This is a genomic window from Baekduia sp. (assembly GCF_035996765.1).
In the GTDB taxonomy this organism is placed as follows: domain Bacteria; phylum Actinomycetota; class Thermoleophilia; order Solirubrobacterales; family Solirubrobacteraceae; genus Baekduia.
This window is the reverse complement of sequence record NZ_DASYJG010000068.1, coordinates 44,363-60,327: the sequence shown is the minus strand read 5'-3', so window position 1 is coordinate 60,327 and position 15,965 is coordinate 44,363. Positions and strand designations below refer to the sequence as shown.

Below are 15,965 nucleotides of genomic sequence, written 5' to 3'. Positions count from 1 at the left end.
CCCCTTGGTGGTACGGCGGGTGCTCATGGAGACAGTGGCGACGTCTGCGCGCTCGTGCGCGCCGCCAAGGCCAGCGCCAGGCCCACCCCGAGCAGCGCCCACGCCAGCGGGTCCTCCAGGAACGACGCGTAGCTCCACGTGTGCAGCACGAGTGCCGCGAAGGCGGCGGCGATCGCCGCACGCACGGGATCCCCGCGTACACCGCGGAAGAGCAACAGGAACGCCGCGGCCAGCAGTGCCAGGTACACCAACAACCCGGGCGCGCCCTGCTCGGCGGCGACCGTGATCGGGATCGTGTGCGACGCCGACACCGCCTTCTCGGCCGAGCCCTTCTCCGCGCGCCGGTAGGCCCGGGAGAAGCCGCCGCTGCCGTACCCCTGCAGCGGCTTGTCGGCAAACAGGTTCACTCCCCCCTTGACGAGGTCATAGCGTCCGCTGGTCGCCGTGTCGGCCGACTTGGAGGAGTTGAGATCCAGCCGCACCGACGAGGGCGCGACGAGGACGAAGAGCGCACCGACGACCAACGCGGCCGCGCCGACGCCGAGCGCCCAGCGCGGGCTCCAGCGCGCGCCCGCCAAGACCAACAGCCCCAACAACAGCGCGGCGAACGAGGACTGCGACAGCGTCAGCACCAACCCAGCCCACAGCACCGCGAGCACCGCAGCCGCACCCCAGACGTCGCGCGGGCGGCGCGCCCAGATCAACACCGTCGCGACCCCCAGCATCACAATCGCCAAAAAGCGCCCGTAGATGTTGGGGTCAAAGAAGAGCGAGTTGACGCGGAAGTAGCTCTCGAACTGGTTCGAGGCAATCACCTTGGGATTGAGGAACAGATGGCGCGTCGCGTACTCCACGAAGCCCACCGCGGCGAACGCCAGCGCGAGCGCCGCGAGCACGCCGAGGACCTGCACCGCCAGGCGCCGCGTCCACGTGATCCGGGCCAGCAGCGCGAAGAGCAGCGCGAAGGGCACGTAGAAGAAGACGACGTTCTCCAAGGCCTTGTCGAAGTCATCGGAGTAGGACGACTGGACGGCGTAGAGCACGACCGCGCCCGCCAGCAGCCATTCCAAGATGGTGGCCTTGCGCTCCTGCAGCTCGGACTTCGCCCCGAAGATCCGCGGGATCGCATACGCCAACGCGCCCGCGCCGACGACGACGTACAAGGGCACCAACAAGTTGGCGGTCGACCCGCCAGAAGCGATCGGCACACGGAACGGGATGGCAGCCGCAGCCGCAATCGGGAACGCCGCCGGCTTGCGGTCAAAGAGGATCGCCAGGCCCGCCAGCACCGCGACACCCACGACGATCCCAGCCACCGCGACCGACGGGTGGTCGCGCAGCGGGCGCACCTGATCGGTGTCCCAGATGTCTGAGATCAGCAGCGCCGGCGCCAGAATCAGCGCGCCGAGTGTCGAGAGCGCGCGCCAGCGGGCACCGGGCAGGAGCACGGCACCGGCGGCAAACAGGGCGGCGAGGATCAGTGGGAGAGGAGCGTCCACATCCGGGCCATCAGCGCGCTGGTGGCGGGGTCGGAGTTGGTGGCGACACGCCGGGCAAACGACGGGAAGCCCGGACGGATGACCAGGCCCTTGCCGAAGCGGGCGGCCACGATGACCGTCTTGCTCCCGTACCTGGTCGACGTGACCGCGTTGGAGAGCAGGTCGGCCTCGTCGCCGACGCGGTCGGTCGCCTCCCAGGCATCGACGTTCGGAAAGAGGCCATCGGCGCCCTTGAAGAGGTCGATCTTCGGATCCTGCGTGAAGAGCTCCAACGTGGTCGTCTTGTGCACGACCGGTGCGATCTTGGCGCCGAAGAGGTCTGTCGGCTTGGCCGGCGACGGGTTGGCCAAGCGCGACTTGGCGTCCAGCAAGACCGAGCGACGCAGGCTATCGGTGCCGGTCGAGACGACCGTCCCGCCGGCCTTGACGAACGCGCGCAGCGCGACGCGGACGCCGGCCGGCAGCCAGCGCGCGTCGCCCGGGATGAGCACGCCATGGTGACCTGCGAGCTGCGGGCCGCGCTTGAGCGCCAGCGCCAGGTCGGTGGTGATGTCATAGCGCTTGCCGTTGCGATCCAGCCAGCGCAGCAGCTGACCTTCCTGCCCGGTGAAGTTCACCGGCAGGCCGTTGCCGGCCATGATCCGCACCGGGCGCACCGGCACGCCGAGGTCGAGCGTGTTGGGCGCGCCGTCGCCGTCGTCATCGGCGGCGTTGCGACCTTGCCAGGTCACGTAGGGCAACACGACGAGCACGCCGCGCGGCTTGGCAGCCGTGCCGGCGACCGGCTGGCGCGCCTGCACCGGAAAGACGACGCGGGTGGCGCGCGACGCGGTGTGCGCGGTGAAGACGTAGACCCCCGACTTGCCGCCCGGTGCCGAGAACACCACCTTGGTCTTCGTCTTGGACTTGGTCGAGTGCGCGCGGATCGTGGGGTCGCCGATGCGCCGGACGTTCCATGCGTAGCGCTGCTGGCGGGCGTCGACCTGGATCTCGACGCGGTCGCGCGCCTTGGCGGGCGCGACGGGCGTCTGCGCGCCGAGGTAACGGACGGTCACGCCGCCGCGGCCTGGTAGGCGCCCGCGCGTCAAAATCGGCAGGCCCGCGCGGTCCAGCGGCACGCCCGTGCCGATGTTGCCGGCGCTGTCGCGCCACTCGGGCACGACGAGGTAGGTCCCCGGCGAGACGCGCCGCCCGTGCCCGTTGGTGCCATCCCAGTCCCACTCGGTCTGGCCCGCGCGCAGCGGGTCGGTCCGGACCGCGCGCGGCGCGCCCGGGCCGGTGCGGAAGACGTGGATCTGCGCGTATTTGGCGCCCAAGGCCGGGCCGAAGTGCACCTCGGCCTTGCCGCCGCCGGGCTCGGGCAGCAGCTCGGGGCCATAGACCTTCACCGGCCCGATCGAGAGGACCTTGGGCTGCGGTGGCTTGGTGTCCTTGAGCAGCGAGCGCTGCGGGATGACCGAGCGGCCGAGGTGGCGCAGCGTGATCCGCACGCGGTAACGGCCGTCGGGCACCGTGTGCCCGTCGTCGTCGGTGCCATCCCAGCTCAGCGACGGCTTGATCGGTGCATACGCGGCCAGATGGCGGTCGTCCAGCAACGTCTTGACCGGATCGCCGTCGTGGTCGACCAGCTCGACGGTGACGTTGTCGGCCTTCTTGACCTTGAAGGTCACGTGCGCGCGGTCCTTGCGACCGTCGCGATTGGGCGAGAAGACGTAGGTCGCGTTGAACTGCTGCACGACGCTCGGCGCGTTCTTGAGCCGCTGGGCCACGAAGAACGCCGCGAAGGTCGCGGCGACGAGCACTCCGAAGATGGTGATCGGGGTGCGTCTCATGGAAGCTCCACCAACGACGCGTTCGGGACCTCGGCGGTGCGCTGGGCGTCGTCGGCGTGCAGCGCGGCGAGCGCGAGGCGGATCGAGCCGCGGTGACAGACGACGAGGACCCCGCCCCCGCCCACCCGTGGGCCCTCGCGCGCAGCGTCGATGCCCTCGAGGACCCGCAGCTGCTGCTGGGCAAACGACTCGCCGCCAGGGAAGGCGAAGTCCTTGTCGCCCCGCTGATAGGCCGCGAACAGCTCCGGCTCGGCGGCCTGCACGGCATCGAAGGTCAGGTCGGTCCAGTCGCCGCAATCCGTCTCGGCGAAGCGCGCGTCGTCGATCGGATGGTGGCCGATCGCCGCGCCGACGATCTCGGCCGTCTCGCGTGCGCGGGCCAGCGGGGAGCAGATCAGCGTCGCCCACTCGCGCTGGGCGGCGACGCGCGCCAGCTCGTGGGCCTGCTCGCGGCCGCGAGCGTTCAAGGGCACCGCCAGGTGGCCCTGGAAGCGCCGCACCGCGTTGTACTCCGTCTGCCCGTGGCGGGCGAGGGCCACGGTGGTCAAGAAGGGTCGGCCTCCATCGTGTCGCTGCGCAAGCCCATCCGCAGCGTCTCCAGCGACAGCACGTCGCCCGGCGCGATGTTGCCGAGGTTGACCTCGCGCCCGAAGCGCTTGAGGAACCAGACCTGCTGGGCGCGCTGGGGCGCCTCGAAGATCAGGTGCACGGGGTCGATCGCGTGGACGATCTCGTCGATGAGGCCCATGCGGACCTCGCCGTCGGGCCGGAAGATGCCCGCGGTCCCCGACTCGCGCGCCTCGGCGATGACCTTCCACGCGCCGGCGGCCAGCTCGGCCTCGATCTCCTCGACCCAGCGATACGGGGCCATGATCCGCTCGTCGTCCTTGGAGCCCACTTCGGAGAAGACCGTGAAGTCGCGTGAGAGTCGCGCCACGATCTCGCGCTTGCGCTCGGCCTCCAGCGCGATAGTGCCGTCGGAGACCTCGACGTGGGCGATGCCGAGCTCCTTGCACCATGCGATCAGCCCGTCCAGACGGCCGTCGCGCAGCGCGATCTCGGTGAGCGTGCCGCCGAGGACGACGGGCACGTCGTGGGCGGCATAGCGGGCGAGCTTGGCGGTCAGGTTGCCCGTGACCAAGGCGGTGCCCCAGCCGAGCTTGACGATGTCGACCGCATCGCCGGCGACCTCCATCAGGCTGTCGACGTCCGCGCACGACAGGCCCTTGTCGAGCACGTGCGTCAGGCCGCGTTCGCGCGGCTTCGGGCTGCGCTCGGGGAGGTCGAGGAAGCCGGCCAAGAGCTGTCTGCCGGCTACGGGGTGGTCTGCGTCTGGGGCGACGTGTTCTGGTCGGAGCCGACCGTCACGACCACCGTCGCCTGATTGCCGGCGATCGTCTTTGAGCCGGGCGAGAGCTGCTGGATCGCATCCTTGCCGACGTCGATCGCCTTGGCGACCGCATCGGCCTCGGCGCGATGGCCGGGCGCGAACTCGACGAGCGTCGCCGAGCGATCCTGCGTCGCGGCGTTGGTCACGTTGCCGATCTTGAACTTGGTGTTCTGCAGCCGGTTGGCGACGCCGCGGGCCAGGCCGGGGACCGTGGTGCCGTTGAGCACCGCGACCACATAGCTGCCGGGCGCAGGCGCCGCGGCGGGCGTCGCGCTGTTGGAGCCGGTGGTGGTCTTGCCCGCGTTGGCGTCCGCACTGGTGTCGCTGCTGGGGGCGCCGATCGTGTTCGGCGTCTGCGTCTTGGTGTCGTCGCCGCCGAGGACGCCGGTGAGCAGGACCACGGCCACGATCGCGACGACGACGATCGCCCCGATGGCGCCGAAGACGGCCAGGCGCGAGCCGTGGTCGTCGTCGGGCTCGGAGAGGCGCGAGGGGGGCGGCGTGGTGGCTGCGCCGGGCACGCGCAGCGGCTGGCCGGGAATGGCCGGCGGGCCGGCGGGCGCAGACGGCGCTGCGGCGCCGTTGGCCACGGGCATCGCGGTCGTCGGCTGGCCGGGGGCGTTTGGCGCTCCGGCGGCGGGCGTGGCGGGCGTCGCCGTCGCGGCCCCGGCCGCGGTGGCTGCCGCAGCAGCGGCAGGCGCGACAGCAGGTGCGTTCTGGGCCTGCCCGGCCGGCGTCGCCGCGGCGGGTCGGGCACTAGGAGCTACGACAGGCGCAGGCGCGCCAACGGGCGTCGCAGGACGCGGCGCCACGACCGCACGCTGCTGGGCAGCGGCAACCGCGCGGTCCTGCATCTCGGCCGCGCGCTCGGGCGAGCGGCCCGCCCACTCACGCAGACGCTTGACCTCCCGCGCCTGGGCGAAGTAGAGCAGGGACAGCACGGCAAGCCCGAGGACCGACGCGAAGCCGGCGTAGGCGCCGTACTGGTCGATCTTGTCGGAGACCGAGAGGGCCAGAATCGACGACATGCAGGGCGCCATGCTAGAGAACGGCCCGGTCCGTCCCCGCCGTGCCCTCGTCCTGCACGCCATCTGGCGCGCTAAGGCTGCGCAGCTCCGAGAGCTCTGAGACCTTCGCCGCCAGCGCCGCGGCGTCGCCCTCCAGCACCAGGAGGCCGACCTCGTCGAACATGGTCTCGACAGTTCGCACGTCCAAGCGGTCGCGCTCGGCGCGCAGGATCTTGTCGGCAGGCGTGGGCTGCGTGCGCTCGTAGGGGTTGAAGAGATCCTCGAAGAGCTTCTCGCCCGGCCGGCGGCCGACCTCTTCGATCACGATGTCCTCGCCGGGCCGCAGGCCCGACAGCTCGATCATCGTCTCGGCCAGCTGCCAGATCGAGACCGGGTCGCCCATCTCCAGCACGAAGATCTCGCCACCGGTGCCTAGCGAGCCGGCGCGGATGACCAGCTGGACCGCCTCCGGGATCGTCATGAAGTAGCGCGTCATGCGCTTGTCGGTGACCGTCAGCGGGCCGCCGAGCGCGATCTGGCGGCGGAAGATCGGGACGACCGAGCCCGAGGAGCCCAGCACGTTGCCGAAGCGCACGATCGCGTAGCGCGTGTTGGGCCACCGGTCCTGCGCAGCCTCGACGGCGAACTCGGCCAGCGCCTTGGAGGCGCCCATGACGGTCGCCGGCGCGACTGCCTTGTCGGTGGAGACCTGCACGAAGCGCCGCACGTCGTGCTCGCCGGCCACGCGCGCCAGCAGCCGCGTCGCCAGCGCGTTGTTGCGCACGGCCTCGACCGGGTTGAGCTCCATCAGGCCGACGTGCTTGTAGGCGGCGGCGTGGAAGACGACGGTCGGCCGGTGCTCGGCGAAGACCTCGCGCATCCGCTCGCCCTCCTTGCAGTCGGCGAGCACGACGGCCATCGAAGAGGGATGGACGTGGCGGTCGTCCTCCAGCTCGCGCATGATCCGGAAGAGGTTGTCCTCGGCGTGGTCGAGGAGGATCAGCTTGCGCGGGGCGACGCGGGAGATCTGGCGGCAGAGCTCGGAGCCGATCGAGCCACCCGCGCCCGTGACCATCACGACCTCGTTCTGCAGGTAGCGCCCGACGCGGTCGAGCTCCATCCGCACGGGCTCGCGGCCGAGGATGTCCTCGACTTCGACCGGGCGCGCCTGGCGCACGACATTGCCGGTACCCGTCTGCAGGAGCTCGAAGACCGTCGGCAGCGTGCGGACCGCGATGCCCCGCGCGCGGCAGGCGCTGACCACCCGGGCGCGCAGCGTGCCCGGCGCCGAGGGGATCGCGATCGTGACCTCGTCGGGCTCGGCCTCGTCGAGGATCCGCGCCAGCTCGTCGGTGCGGCCGAGCACGCGCACACCGTCGATGCGCATGCGGTGCTTGGTCGGGTCGTCGTCGACGAAGCCGACGGGGCTCATGCCGAGGTCCGGGTTGCGGACGATCTCGCGCAGGACCAGGCGGCCGCCATCGCCGGCGCCGATGATCAGCACGCGGCGCGCGTTGGGCTGTGGCCGGAAGCCGCTGAGCGGACGCTCGTAGACCGTGCGGGCGACGAAGCGCGAGCCGCCGACGAAGACGAGCGTCAGCAGGAAGAAAAAGGCCAGGACGCCGGTCGGGACGCTGAGCGTCACCTCCCCGCGGCCCGAGCGGATGACCTCGGGGTGCGTGAGCGCGTTGAACGCCGGGACGAACAGCGTCGCGACGATGACCGCCTGGCCGATCCCGACGTAATCGCGCTGGCCGACGTAGCGCCACCACTTCTCATAAAGGCCGAAGAGCGTGAAGATCAGCAGCGACGCCGCGACCACGTAGGGCAGCGTCGCGGCCAGCAGATCGGCGTAGTCGTTGGGGATCCCGCCGTCGAAGCGGAGACGGAAGGCAAGGATGTAGGCGAGCGCGACCAGCGCCGCGTCGATGCCCAGCTGCGGGACCGAGTGGCGATGGAGGCGAAGCGCAGCGGAGCGTAAGCGCTGGCGCATTCGCCGCATTGTAGGCGTACCACCGGCCTCAAGCCCCTGTTCGGGGTTCCGATCACAGGGGACATGGTGAGGGCCATCGTCCTCGGCGCCGGCGTTGCCGGTGAGCGACATGCGCGCGCGTTTCGCGCGCTCGCCGACCGCTGCGTCCTCGCAGGGGTCTATGACCCGAACGCCGATGCGGCCAAGCAGCTCGCCATGGAGCTCGGCATTCCGTGGCTCGAGACGCTGGAGCCCGCGTTCGAAGAGGCCCACGTCGCGATCGTCGGCGGCACCGCCGAGCAGCGCCCGGCGCTGGCCCGCGCCGCGCTGGAACGCGGCCTGGACGTGCTGATCGAGCCGCCGCTGGCGCCGACCGTCGAGCTGGCCCATTCGCTGCTGTCGGCGATCGTGCGCGCCCCGCGCCGGCCGATCGCGCAGGTCGCCTTCGACGAGCACTTCGACCCGACCGTCCGTGAGCTGCGCGCGCTGGTCGCCGACCAGACGCTGATCGCCGTCCACGCCGAGCGGATGAACCCGGCCGCGGCCGGCCCGACGCCCGAGCTCGACGTCGTCTCCGAGCTGATGGCCCAAGACCTGCAGTTCGTCATGGCGCTCACCGGCGAGCCGATCGCCGCGACCCAGGCCGCCGGCCGGCGCATCCGCCGCGGCGGGCCCATCGACCACGCCCAGGCGCTGCTGGTGATGGAGGACGACCTGGTCGCCAGCCTCGTCGCCTCCCGTGCCGGCGCCGCCCATGTCCGCCGCATCTGGGTGACCACGACGACGGCCGAGATCATGGCCGACCTTGACACCCGCTTGATCGAGGCGGTCCGCACGACCTCCAAGGTCGGCCGCCACGAGTCGATCGCCCAGCGCGTCGAGCTGCCGTTCGAGGATCCGGCCGTCGTCCAGGCCGCGGCGTTTCTGCGCTATCACGAGCGGCGCACGTCGCCGGACGTCGGCATCGGCCAGGCGATCGCCTGTCAAGAGGCGGCGCTGGCGATTTTGAAGCGCATCGAGCTGATCGCGCATCGGCCGGCGATGCGCCGGGGGCCGCAGGCGGCGTAGGGGTGCGCTGCGCGCCGCGTCTGGGCGTTCAGCTCGGGCGCGGGTCGGGGTGCGGCGCGTGGTTCGTCGGCACCGAGGGAGCGAGCGGGGTCGGGACCTCGGGGCGCGGGTCCGTCGTCCGCGAGCGCCCGGGGCGGGGATCTTGGCGTCGCCCGAGGGCGCAGGTGACCGGTGAGAGCCTCAGAGCACACGAAACCCGCGTATACCGCGGGTTCCACGCGTTCTACGGCGACGAAGCTCAGGATTCGGCACCGAACCATCACCGGCGACATCGAACCCGCGATATGCGCGGGTTCGATGTCGTTGAGTGGAGTTCGGCCCCGAATCGCCCGCCAGGCGCACGCGGACGACCCGGGGCGCCGCGAACCCCACTCCCGCTCACTCCCTCGGGGCCGACAGACCCCGCCGCGCAGCGCGACCAGCGCCCGCACTGAGCGCCACGACGCTACGGACTACGAGCGAAGCGGCGCCAGCGCCAGCGCCAGCAGCTCGCGCGGGTCGCGGCGGATGCGCTCGGCGACCGCCGCGCCCGGATCGCGTCGAACGACCTGAACATCATCCGCCGACGTGAGCTGCCGCATGCGCCCCGTCGCGATGAGGTCCTCGTCGACCGCACCCAGCCGGCCCTCGAACGTCGTGAACACCGGCGTCCCGAGCGCGACGGCCTCGCGGTTCATCGTCCCGCCGGCCGAGATGACGAGGTCGGCGTAGGCGATCAGCGACTGCGCGTCGATCGCGCGCTCGGGCACGATGAACCCGCCGGCGCGCTCCAGCTCTGCGCGCTGCTCGGCCACGCGGGGAAGGACGACCACTTGGGCCTGCTCGCGCAGCGCCAGCAGGACGTTGCCGAAGAGGTCGTTCTCGAAGCGGTGGTAGAGCGAGACCGAGGGCGGCGTGCGCACGACGGCCAGCGGCTGGGCCGGATCCACGCTCAACTCGTCGAGCACAGCGCTATCGGCTTCGAAGTCCGCGAGGTAGTACTCCTCCTTGAGCCCCGCGTAGGGCTGCAACTTGCCGCGCGCGCCGTACTTGTACAAGCGCTCGGACGGGATGACGTCGGGCACGACGACGGCGTTGCCCAGCCGGCAGTTGACGGTGTGCTGGACCGTCGCCCACTCGTAGTCGAACATCGTGGTGCGCGGGATCCGCAGCGCGAAGGCCGCGACGGTCACGTCGTTGGAGCCGTGGCCGATCGCGACGTCGAAGCGCTTGCCGCGGGCGAAGCGGGCGAGCGCGGCCGAGCGGTCGACCAACCCGATGGCCTTGGCCCCGAGCTTGGCGCCGCGGTGGCGGCCGATGACCTCGCAGTCGATCCCAAAGCGCTCGCAGAGCGCGACCGTCTGGGCGAAGTCGCGCGCGGTGACGGTGACCTCGGCGCCGTCGGCCTGCAGCGCCGCGATCAGCGGGCGCAGGACCAGGACGTGCGGCGAGTTGGTGAGGTCGAACCAGACGCGCAAGCGGCAGGACGCTACCGCGTCGAGGGACGACTGAATCTCGTACAGCGAGATCGAATCGTCCCTCGATGGTCAGACTGTGGGCTACGCGGTGGTGAGCACGGTCTGCCGGATGGCCGAGACCACCTCATCCACCTGCTCGGCGTCCAGCGCCGCCGACATCGGGATCGCGAGGTGCGTCCGCGCAGCCTCCGCGGTGCCCGGAAGGTCGTGCGCCGGTGCCCACTTGGCCATCGGCGGCTGGGCGTGGACGGGCACGCGGTAATAGGGGCGCGCGCCGATGCCCTGCTCCTGCAGTCCGGCCAGCAGCGTGTCGGGATCGTTGTGGCGGATGACGTAGAGGTGCCACGCGGGCCGGCTGCCGTCGGTGGCCTTGGGCAGCGTCACCACGCCGTCCAGCGCCTCGGCGTAGCGGTCGCCGGCGGCGACGCGGGCCGCGGCCCAGGCGTCGAGGTGCGGCAGCTGCACGCGCAGAATCGCGGCCTGCAGCTCGTCGAGGCGGCTGTTGTAGCCGATGTCGACGTAGTCCTTCTTGTCCTTGGAGCCGTGGTAGCGCAGGGTGCGCACGCGGTCGGCGAGGTCGGCGTCGCGGCAGGTGATCGCGCCGCCGTCGCCGAACGCGCCGAGGTTCTTGGAGGGGTAGAACGAGAAGGTCGCGATCGTCCCCAACGCGCCGGGGCGGCCGGCGGGCGAGGTCGAGCCGGCGGCCTGCGCCGCGTCCTCGAGGACCGGGACGCCGAGCGCCTCGATCTCGGCGATTGGTGCGACGTTGCCGAACAGATGCACGGCGATGACGGCCTTGGTCTTCGGCGTCATCGCGGCCTTCACCGTCTCGGCGGTGACGCACATCGTGTCCGGGTCGACGTCGCAGAAGACCGGGATCGCGCCGGTGGCGGGAATCGCCTCGGCCGACGCCCAGAAGGTGAACGAGGGGACGATGACCTCGTCGCCGGGCCCGACGCCGAGGGCGCGCAGCGCGACGGTGATCGCCTCGGTGCCGTTGGCGACGCCGATCGCGTGACCGGCGCCCAGATAGGCGGCGAACTCGGTCTCGAAGGCCTTGACCTCCGGGCCCAGGATGAACTGCCCCGCGTCGAGCACGCGATGGACCGCGGCGCGGATGTCGGCGCGCAGCGGCGCTTGGGGAGAGGTGGGGTCAAACAGAGGAACCGGCACGGCTGCAAGCGTAGCCATGGATCGGCGGGCGTCCCCGGTCAGAGGTCGAGGGTTCGCGCACCCGAGACGTGCTCTGAGAAGGCTCAAGCCGCCCGCCACAGCGTCCGATCACCCGGTGTGATGAGTCCCTCCGCTCATTTCTGCGCGCGACGGCGCGCACTGCCCTCCTGCCGCCACCTCGAGGGCTGACCGTGCAGGCCGTCATCCTGGCCGCCGGCTCGGCACGCCGCATGCGCCCCTTCTCCGACGTGTGCCACAAGGCCATGCTCGAGATCGGCGGCACGACGATCCTCGCCCGCATCGTCGAGGAGCTGACCGACGCCGGGGTCACCGACATCCACGTCGCGACGGGCTACCGCGCCGAGGAGGTCGAGGCCTACCTGACGGCGCAGCTGCCGGGTCCGAGCTACCGCTTCCACCGCAACGACCGCTACGACGTCACCAACAACATCGTCTCGCTGGCGCTGGCGCTCGACGGCGTCGACCCCGAGCAGGACGTCCTGCTCGTCGAGTGCGACCTGCTGCTCTCCCGCGGCCTGCTGACCCGCCTGGCCCGTCACCGCCAGGGCACGCTGGCCGTCGTGGACCGCTACCGGACCGGCATGGACGGGACCGTCGTGACCGTGGCCGACGGCCTGGTCACCCAAGTCTTTCCGCCCTACCTGCAGGGCGACGACTTCGAGTACCGCAACACCTACAAGACGCTCAACATCTACCGGTTCTCGGCCGCCTTCTGTCGCGACACGCTGCGGCCCCTGCTGCACGAGCACCTCGCCGACGTCGACGAGACCTCCTACTACGAGGTGGTCCTCGCCCGCCTGGGCGACCTGACGTCGCACGCGATCGCCGCCGAGGTCGTCGACGGCGAGCCGTGGGCCGAGGTCGACGACCCCAACGACCTCGCCGCCGCCCGCTTCCTGTTCGAGCCCGCGAGCCGCGGCGAGATCCTCGCCGAGTCGCGCGGTGGACGCTGGAACCTCGACCTCGTCGACTTCGACCTGGCGCGCAACCCCCACTTCCCGACCGAGTCGATGCTGGCCGCCACCCGCCACGCGCTGACCGCCGTCGTGACCGGCGCCGGCTCCTCCCAGGCGGTCCTGGACGAGAAGCTCGCCTGGTTCTTAGAGAGTCCGCGTGAGCGGATCACGGCGCTCAGCGGCGTCTCACAGGTCCTCCCCATCCTGGCCCGCCTGTGGAGCGAGCGCTCGGTGGCCGTGCCGTCGCCGACCTACGACGAGCTGGCGCGCGTCTTCGCCGATGCGACGACCTTCCTCGACGTGCCCGGCATTGCCACGGCCGACCTCGAGCGGCTCGCCGGCGAGGTCGACGTCGTCGCGCTGGCCAACCCGAACACGCCGACCGGCACCGTGCTGGACCCCGCCTGGCTGCACGAGCTCGCCGCCCGTCACCCGCAGACGACCTTCCTCGTCGACGAGACCCACGCGCCGTTCAGCGGTCGCGCGAGCCTGCGCGCCCGGCTCGACGCGGCGCCGCTGCCCAACGTCGTGGTCGTCGGCAGCCTCGGCGCCTCGCTCGGCGTCCCGGGCCTGCGCATCGGCTACCTGCACAGCAGCGACCCGGAGCTGCGCGCAGGCGTCGCCGCCCAGCTGCCGCGCCGCCACCTCAGCTCGACGGCCGAGCACTTCATCGAGATCCTGCTCAAGTCGCGCCCGCAGCTGGCCGCGTCGCTGGAGCGCTGCCGCGCCGACCGCGACTGGTTCCGGCTCGCGCTGCTGCGGATCGGCCTCGTGGCCGACGTGCATCCCAGCGGCGGCAACTTCCTGCTCGTCGGCCTGCGCGGTCCCGCCTCGGCGGCGAGCGCACTGCGCGAGCACCTGCTGATCGACGGCGCCATCGACGTCCCCGACGTCACCGCCGCCTTCGCCGACGGCCGGCCGCGCCTGCGGATCGCGGTCCGCCGCGCCGAGGAGAACGCGGCGCTCGTCACCACCTTGACCCGCATGGCCGCGATCCCGGCCGACACCCTGGAGCGTGCAGCGTGACCCCCGCCCCCAACGCCGCTGAAGAGACCCGCCAGTTCTGGGAGGGCCGCACGGCCGTTGAGGGCCCGCGGGCAACCCGCTTCCACGGCGGCCACGACGACTACGACCTGCCCGCGATCCGCGCGCTCTGCCCGCCCGGCGCGTCGGTCCTGGACCTCGGCTGCGGCACCTGCGTCGTCGCCAACGAGCTGGTCAACAGCACCCAGGCGATCGTCCACGCCGTCGACTACGTGCCGGCGTTCCTGGCCCAAGCCGAGGACCACCCCCGCCTGACCACCGCCCACGGCGACGTGCGGACCTACCTCGACCCTCAACGGCACGACCTCATCCTGCTGCTGGGCGTCGTCACCTACCTCGACGATCCAGCCGAGCGCCGCGACCTCTACCGGCGCTGCGCCGCGATGCTCGCGCCCGGCGGGACCCTGTTCGTCAAGGCGCAGTTCGGCGTCCGCGAGGAGGTCGTGATCGATACCGAGTCCGAAGCGCTCGGCTCGCGCTACCACGCGGTCTACCCGTGGCTGGCCGCCGAGGTCGCGCTGCTGTCGGAGTGCTTCGACGTCGAGGTCCGCGATCCGTACCCGGCCGAGTTCAACACCTACGACAACACCCACTTCCACCATCTCGTCGCCACCCTGCGCGACGCGCCCGCCGGCGTGGTCGAATTGGGCCCCGCCGCGGTCGCGACCATCGACCTGCGGCGCGCCGATCAGGAGGCCAGCCGCGACCTGCTGATCGACAACCTGCGCCAGCTCCACGACGCGCTCGCCGACACCCCCATCGCCGGCCGGACCTGGATCTTCGGTGGCCTGGACCTCGGCCTCGTGCGCGAGGGCGAGATCATGCTCCACGACACCAAGGACGTGGACTTCGCCTACCTCGGCGAGGACGCCGAGCGCCTCGAGGCGAGCTTCCCGGCGCTGATCGAGGCGGGCTTTGACCCCCACTTCCGCTTCCCGGGCCTCACCGGCGAGGCCACCGAGCACTCCTTCACCAAGGACGGCGCGAAGTTCGAGTTCTTCCGCCTGGACCTCGTCGGCGACGAGTTCGTCTTCCATCACTACGGCCAGACGCCCGAGCGGTCGCTCCGCAACCGCTGCACCATCCCCGCCCAGCCGCTAAAGGAGCTGCGCCTGGCCGGCCGTACATGGCTACACGCGCGCGATTCCGACGTGGAGCTGACGGCCCTCTACGGCGACTGGCGCACCCCGAACCCGGACTGGAATTACCTCGAAGGCCCCTCGATCGTCGAGACGACGGCCTGGGACGATGCGACCTTCAACCTCTGGGGCGAGCACTACCGCGCCGAGGCGCCCGCTCCCACTCCCCCGGTCGCGACCGCGCCGCCGAAGGCCTCGGTCGTCCTGACCGTCTGCAACCAGTTCGCGCACACGCTGCACAGCCTGCAGGCGCTCGCCGAGCTCGGCGAGGCGCCGACCTTCGAGGTCGTCATCGTCGACGACGGCTCGACCGACGCGACGCCCCACCTGCTGGGCGGGCTGGAAGGCGACGTGCGCGTCCTGCGCAACGCGACCTCCGCCGGCTTCGGCGCCGCGTGCGATCAGGCGGCCGCCGTCGCGACCGGTGAGCAACTCGTCTTCCTCGACGCCGCGGCCCTGCCGGTCTCCGGCTGGCTGGAGGCGCTCAGCGCTGCGCTCGACGCCAAGCCCACGCCCGCCGCTGCACTGCCGCAGTCGGTACGTCCTGACGGCGGCCTGCAGTCGCCGTCGCAGTGGCTGGCGCTCGCCGTTCGCCGGTCAGCCTTCGAGGCGGTCGGCGGCTTCGCCAGCACGGCACGACACGGCCGCTCCGAGAAGGGCAGCCTGCTCGACGCCCTCGCGGGCACCGGCGGCGCAGACCTCGCGCGCTCGACGGCCGTCCTGCTCGTGGCCGACGAGCTCGTCGCCTAGAACTTCTTGACGACCAGCGCGATCCCGGGGTGGAAGTGGATGCTCGCCACGTCGCGGCGCATCTTGGCGGCCGCGATCGGCGACACCGCCGAGGCGAGCCCGTTGGGCGGGAGCAGCGCGTGCTGGCGGTTGACCGCGTCGACCAGCTCCTTGGCGTAGGCCACGGCCGTGTCGGGGCCGCCGAGGTCCTGCCCGCCATAGTGGGGAAAGTAGGACGTGCCGAGATCCTCGATCGCGTAGATCCCGCCGGGCATGACCTGCGGCCAGAGGACCTCGAAGGAGACGATCTGCTGGACCATCGTGTGGCCGCCGTCGTCGAGGATGAAGTCGTAGTTGCCGCCCAGCTCGGCGACGAACGCGTCGAGCTCCGCGGCATTGCCCTGGTCGATCAGGCGCACCTGCGAGTTGGGGACCTCGTCCTGGTAGGCGAGCGTGCGCGCGTCGATGTCGATCCCGTGCAGGACCGCGTTGGGCAGGTAGTCGCGCCACATCCGCAGCGAGCCGCCGTTGTAGAGCCCGATCTCCAGCATCCGCAGCCGCTGCTCGCGCACGTGCGCCAGCCAGCGGTGGTAGACCTGGGTGTACGTGGTGCCCTTGTCGGTGTCGTGGCGCTCGGCCAGGCGGCAGAGGTCAGTCGGTTCGGGGATCGCGATCATG

12 protein-coding genes are annotated in these 15,965 nt (G+C 71.5%); 3 read left to right on the top strand and 9 right to left on the bottom strand.

Annotated elements, in window-relative coordinates:
* Positions 1-23: 23 nt before the first annotated feature.
* From VGO10_RS15590 to VGO10_RS15565, 6 genes are read right to left on the bottom strand one after another with little or no spacing between them, the layout of a single operon-like run.
* On the bottom strand, positions 24-1,499 hold the full coding sequence (locus VGO10_RS15590; protein WP_327469964.1) for an O-antigen ligase family protein: 1,476 nt from the start codon (positions 1,497-1,499) through the stop codon (positions 24-26).
* Complete coding sequence (locus VGO10_RS15585) at positions 1,478-3,331, bottom strand: FlgD immunoglobulin-like domain containing protein (protein ID WP_327469962.1); 1,854 nt, start codon at positions 3,329-3,331, stop codon at positions 1,478-1,480. The genes VGO10_RS15590 and VGO10_RS15585 overlap by 22 nt, the downstream gene beginning before the upstream one ends.
* Entirely contained in the window at positions 3,328-3,870 is a 543-nt protein-coding gene (locus VGO10_RS15580) for a histidine phosphatase family protein (RefSeq protein ID WP_327469996.1), read from the bottom strand. Before VGO10_RS15580 ends, VGO10_RS15585 begins: the two co-directional genes overlap by 4 nt.
* A 5-nt stretch (positions 3,871-3,875) precedes the next feature.
* Positions 3,876-4,631 carry a phosphosulfolactate synthase gene (locus VGO10_RS15575; RefSeq protein ID WP_327469960.1) on the bottom strand — a complete coding sequence of 252 codons (756 nt, stop codon included), beginning with the start codon at positions 4,629-4,631 and terminating at the stop codon, positions 3,876-3,878.
* A 14-nt stretch (positions 4,632-4,645) separates the two neighbouring features.
* Positions 4,646-5,749: a LytR C-terminal domain-containing protein gene (locus VGO10_RS15570; protein ID WP_327469958.1), complete on the bottom strand. Its 1,104-nt coding sequence runs from the start codon at positions 5,747-5,749 to the stop codon at positions 4,646-4,648.
* A 13-nt stretch (positions 5,750-5,762) separates the two neighbouring features.
* Positions 5,763-7,721 carry a nucleoside-diphosphate sugar epimerase/dehydratase gene (locus VGO10_RS15565; RefSeq protein WP_327469956.1) on the bottom strand — a complete coding sequence of 653 codons (1,959 nt, stop codon included), beginning with the start codon at positions 7,719-7,721 and terminating at the stop codon, positions 5,763-5,765.
* Between the two features lie 63 nt (positions 7,722-7,784).
* Between VGO10_RS15565 and VGO10_RS15560 the strand changes: the two genes are divergently transcribed.
* Positions 7,785-8,768: a Gfo/Idh/MocA family oxidoreductase gene (locus tag VGO10_RS15560; RefSeq protein ID WP_327469954.1), complete on the top strand. Its 984-nt coding sequence runs from the start codon at positions 7,785-7,787 to the stop codon at positions 8,766-8,768.
* A 452-nt stretch (positions 8,769-9,220) separates the two neighbouring features.
* Here VGO10_RS15560 and VGO10_RS15555 read toward each other — a convergent pair whose 3' ends face one another.
* Complete coding sequence (locus VGO10_RS15555) at positions 9,221-10,225, bottom strand: DUF354 domain-containing protein (protein WP_327469952.1); 1,005 nt, start codon at positions 10,223-10,225, stop codon at positions 9,221-9,223.
* An 81-nt stretch (positions 10,226-10,306) separates the two neighbouring features.
* Positions 10,307-11,398, bottom strand: coding sequence for a DegT/DnrJ/EryC1/StrS family aminotransferase (locus VGO10_RS15550; RefSeq protein ID WP_327469950.1), 1,092 nt, complete (start codon positions 11,396-11,398; stop codon positions 10,307-10,309).
* A 191-nt stretch (positions 11,399-11,589) separates the two neighbouring features.
* Here VGO10_RS15550 and VGO10_RS15545 point away from each other — a divergent pair, with 191 nt between their 5' ends.
* Positions 11,590-13,401: an aminotransferase class I/II-fold pyridoxal phosphate-dependent enzyme gene (locus VGO10_RS15545; RefSeq protein WP_327469948.1), complete on the top strand. Its 1,812-nt coding sequence runs from the start codon at positions 11,590-11,592 to the stop codon at positions 13,399-13,401.
* Positions 13,398-15,308 carry a glycosyltransferase gene (locus VGO10_RS15540; protein WP_327469946.1) on the top strand — a complete coding sequence of 637 codons (1,911 nt, stop codon included), beginning with the start codon at positions 13,398-13,400 and terminating at the stop codon, positions 15,306-15,308. Before VGO10_RS15545 ends, VGO10_RS15540 begins: the two co-directional genes overlap by 4 nt.
* Here the strand turns inward: VGO10_RS15540 and VGO10_RS15535 are convergent.
* The gene (locus VGO10_RS15535) at positions 15,305-15,964 is read right to left on the bottom strand and encodes a class I SAM-dependent methyltransferase (protein WP_327469944.1); all 660 of its coding nucleotides are present in this window, start codon (positions 15,962-15,964) and stop codon (positions 15,305-15,307) included. The genes VGO10_RS15540 and VGO10_RS15535 overlap by 4 nt on opposite strands.
* Between the last annotated feature and the right edge of the window lies 1 nt (position 15,965).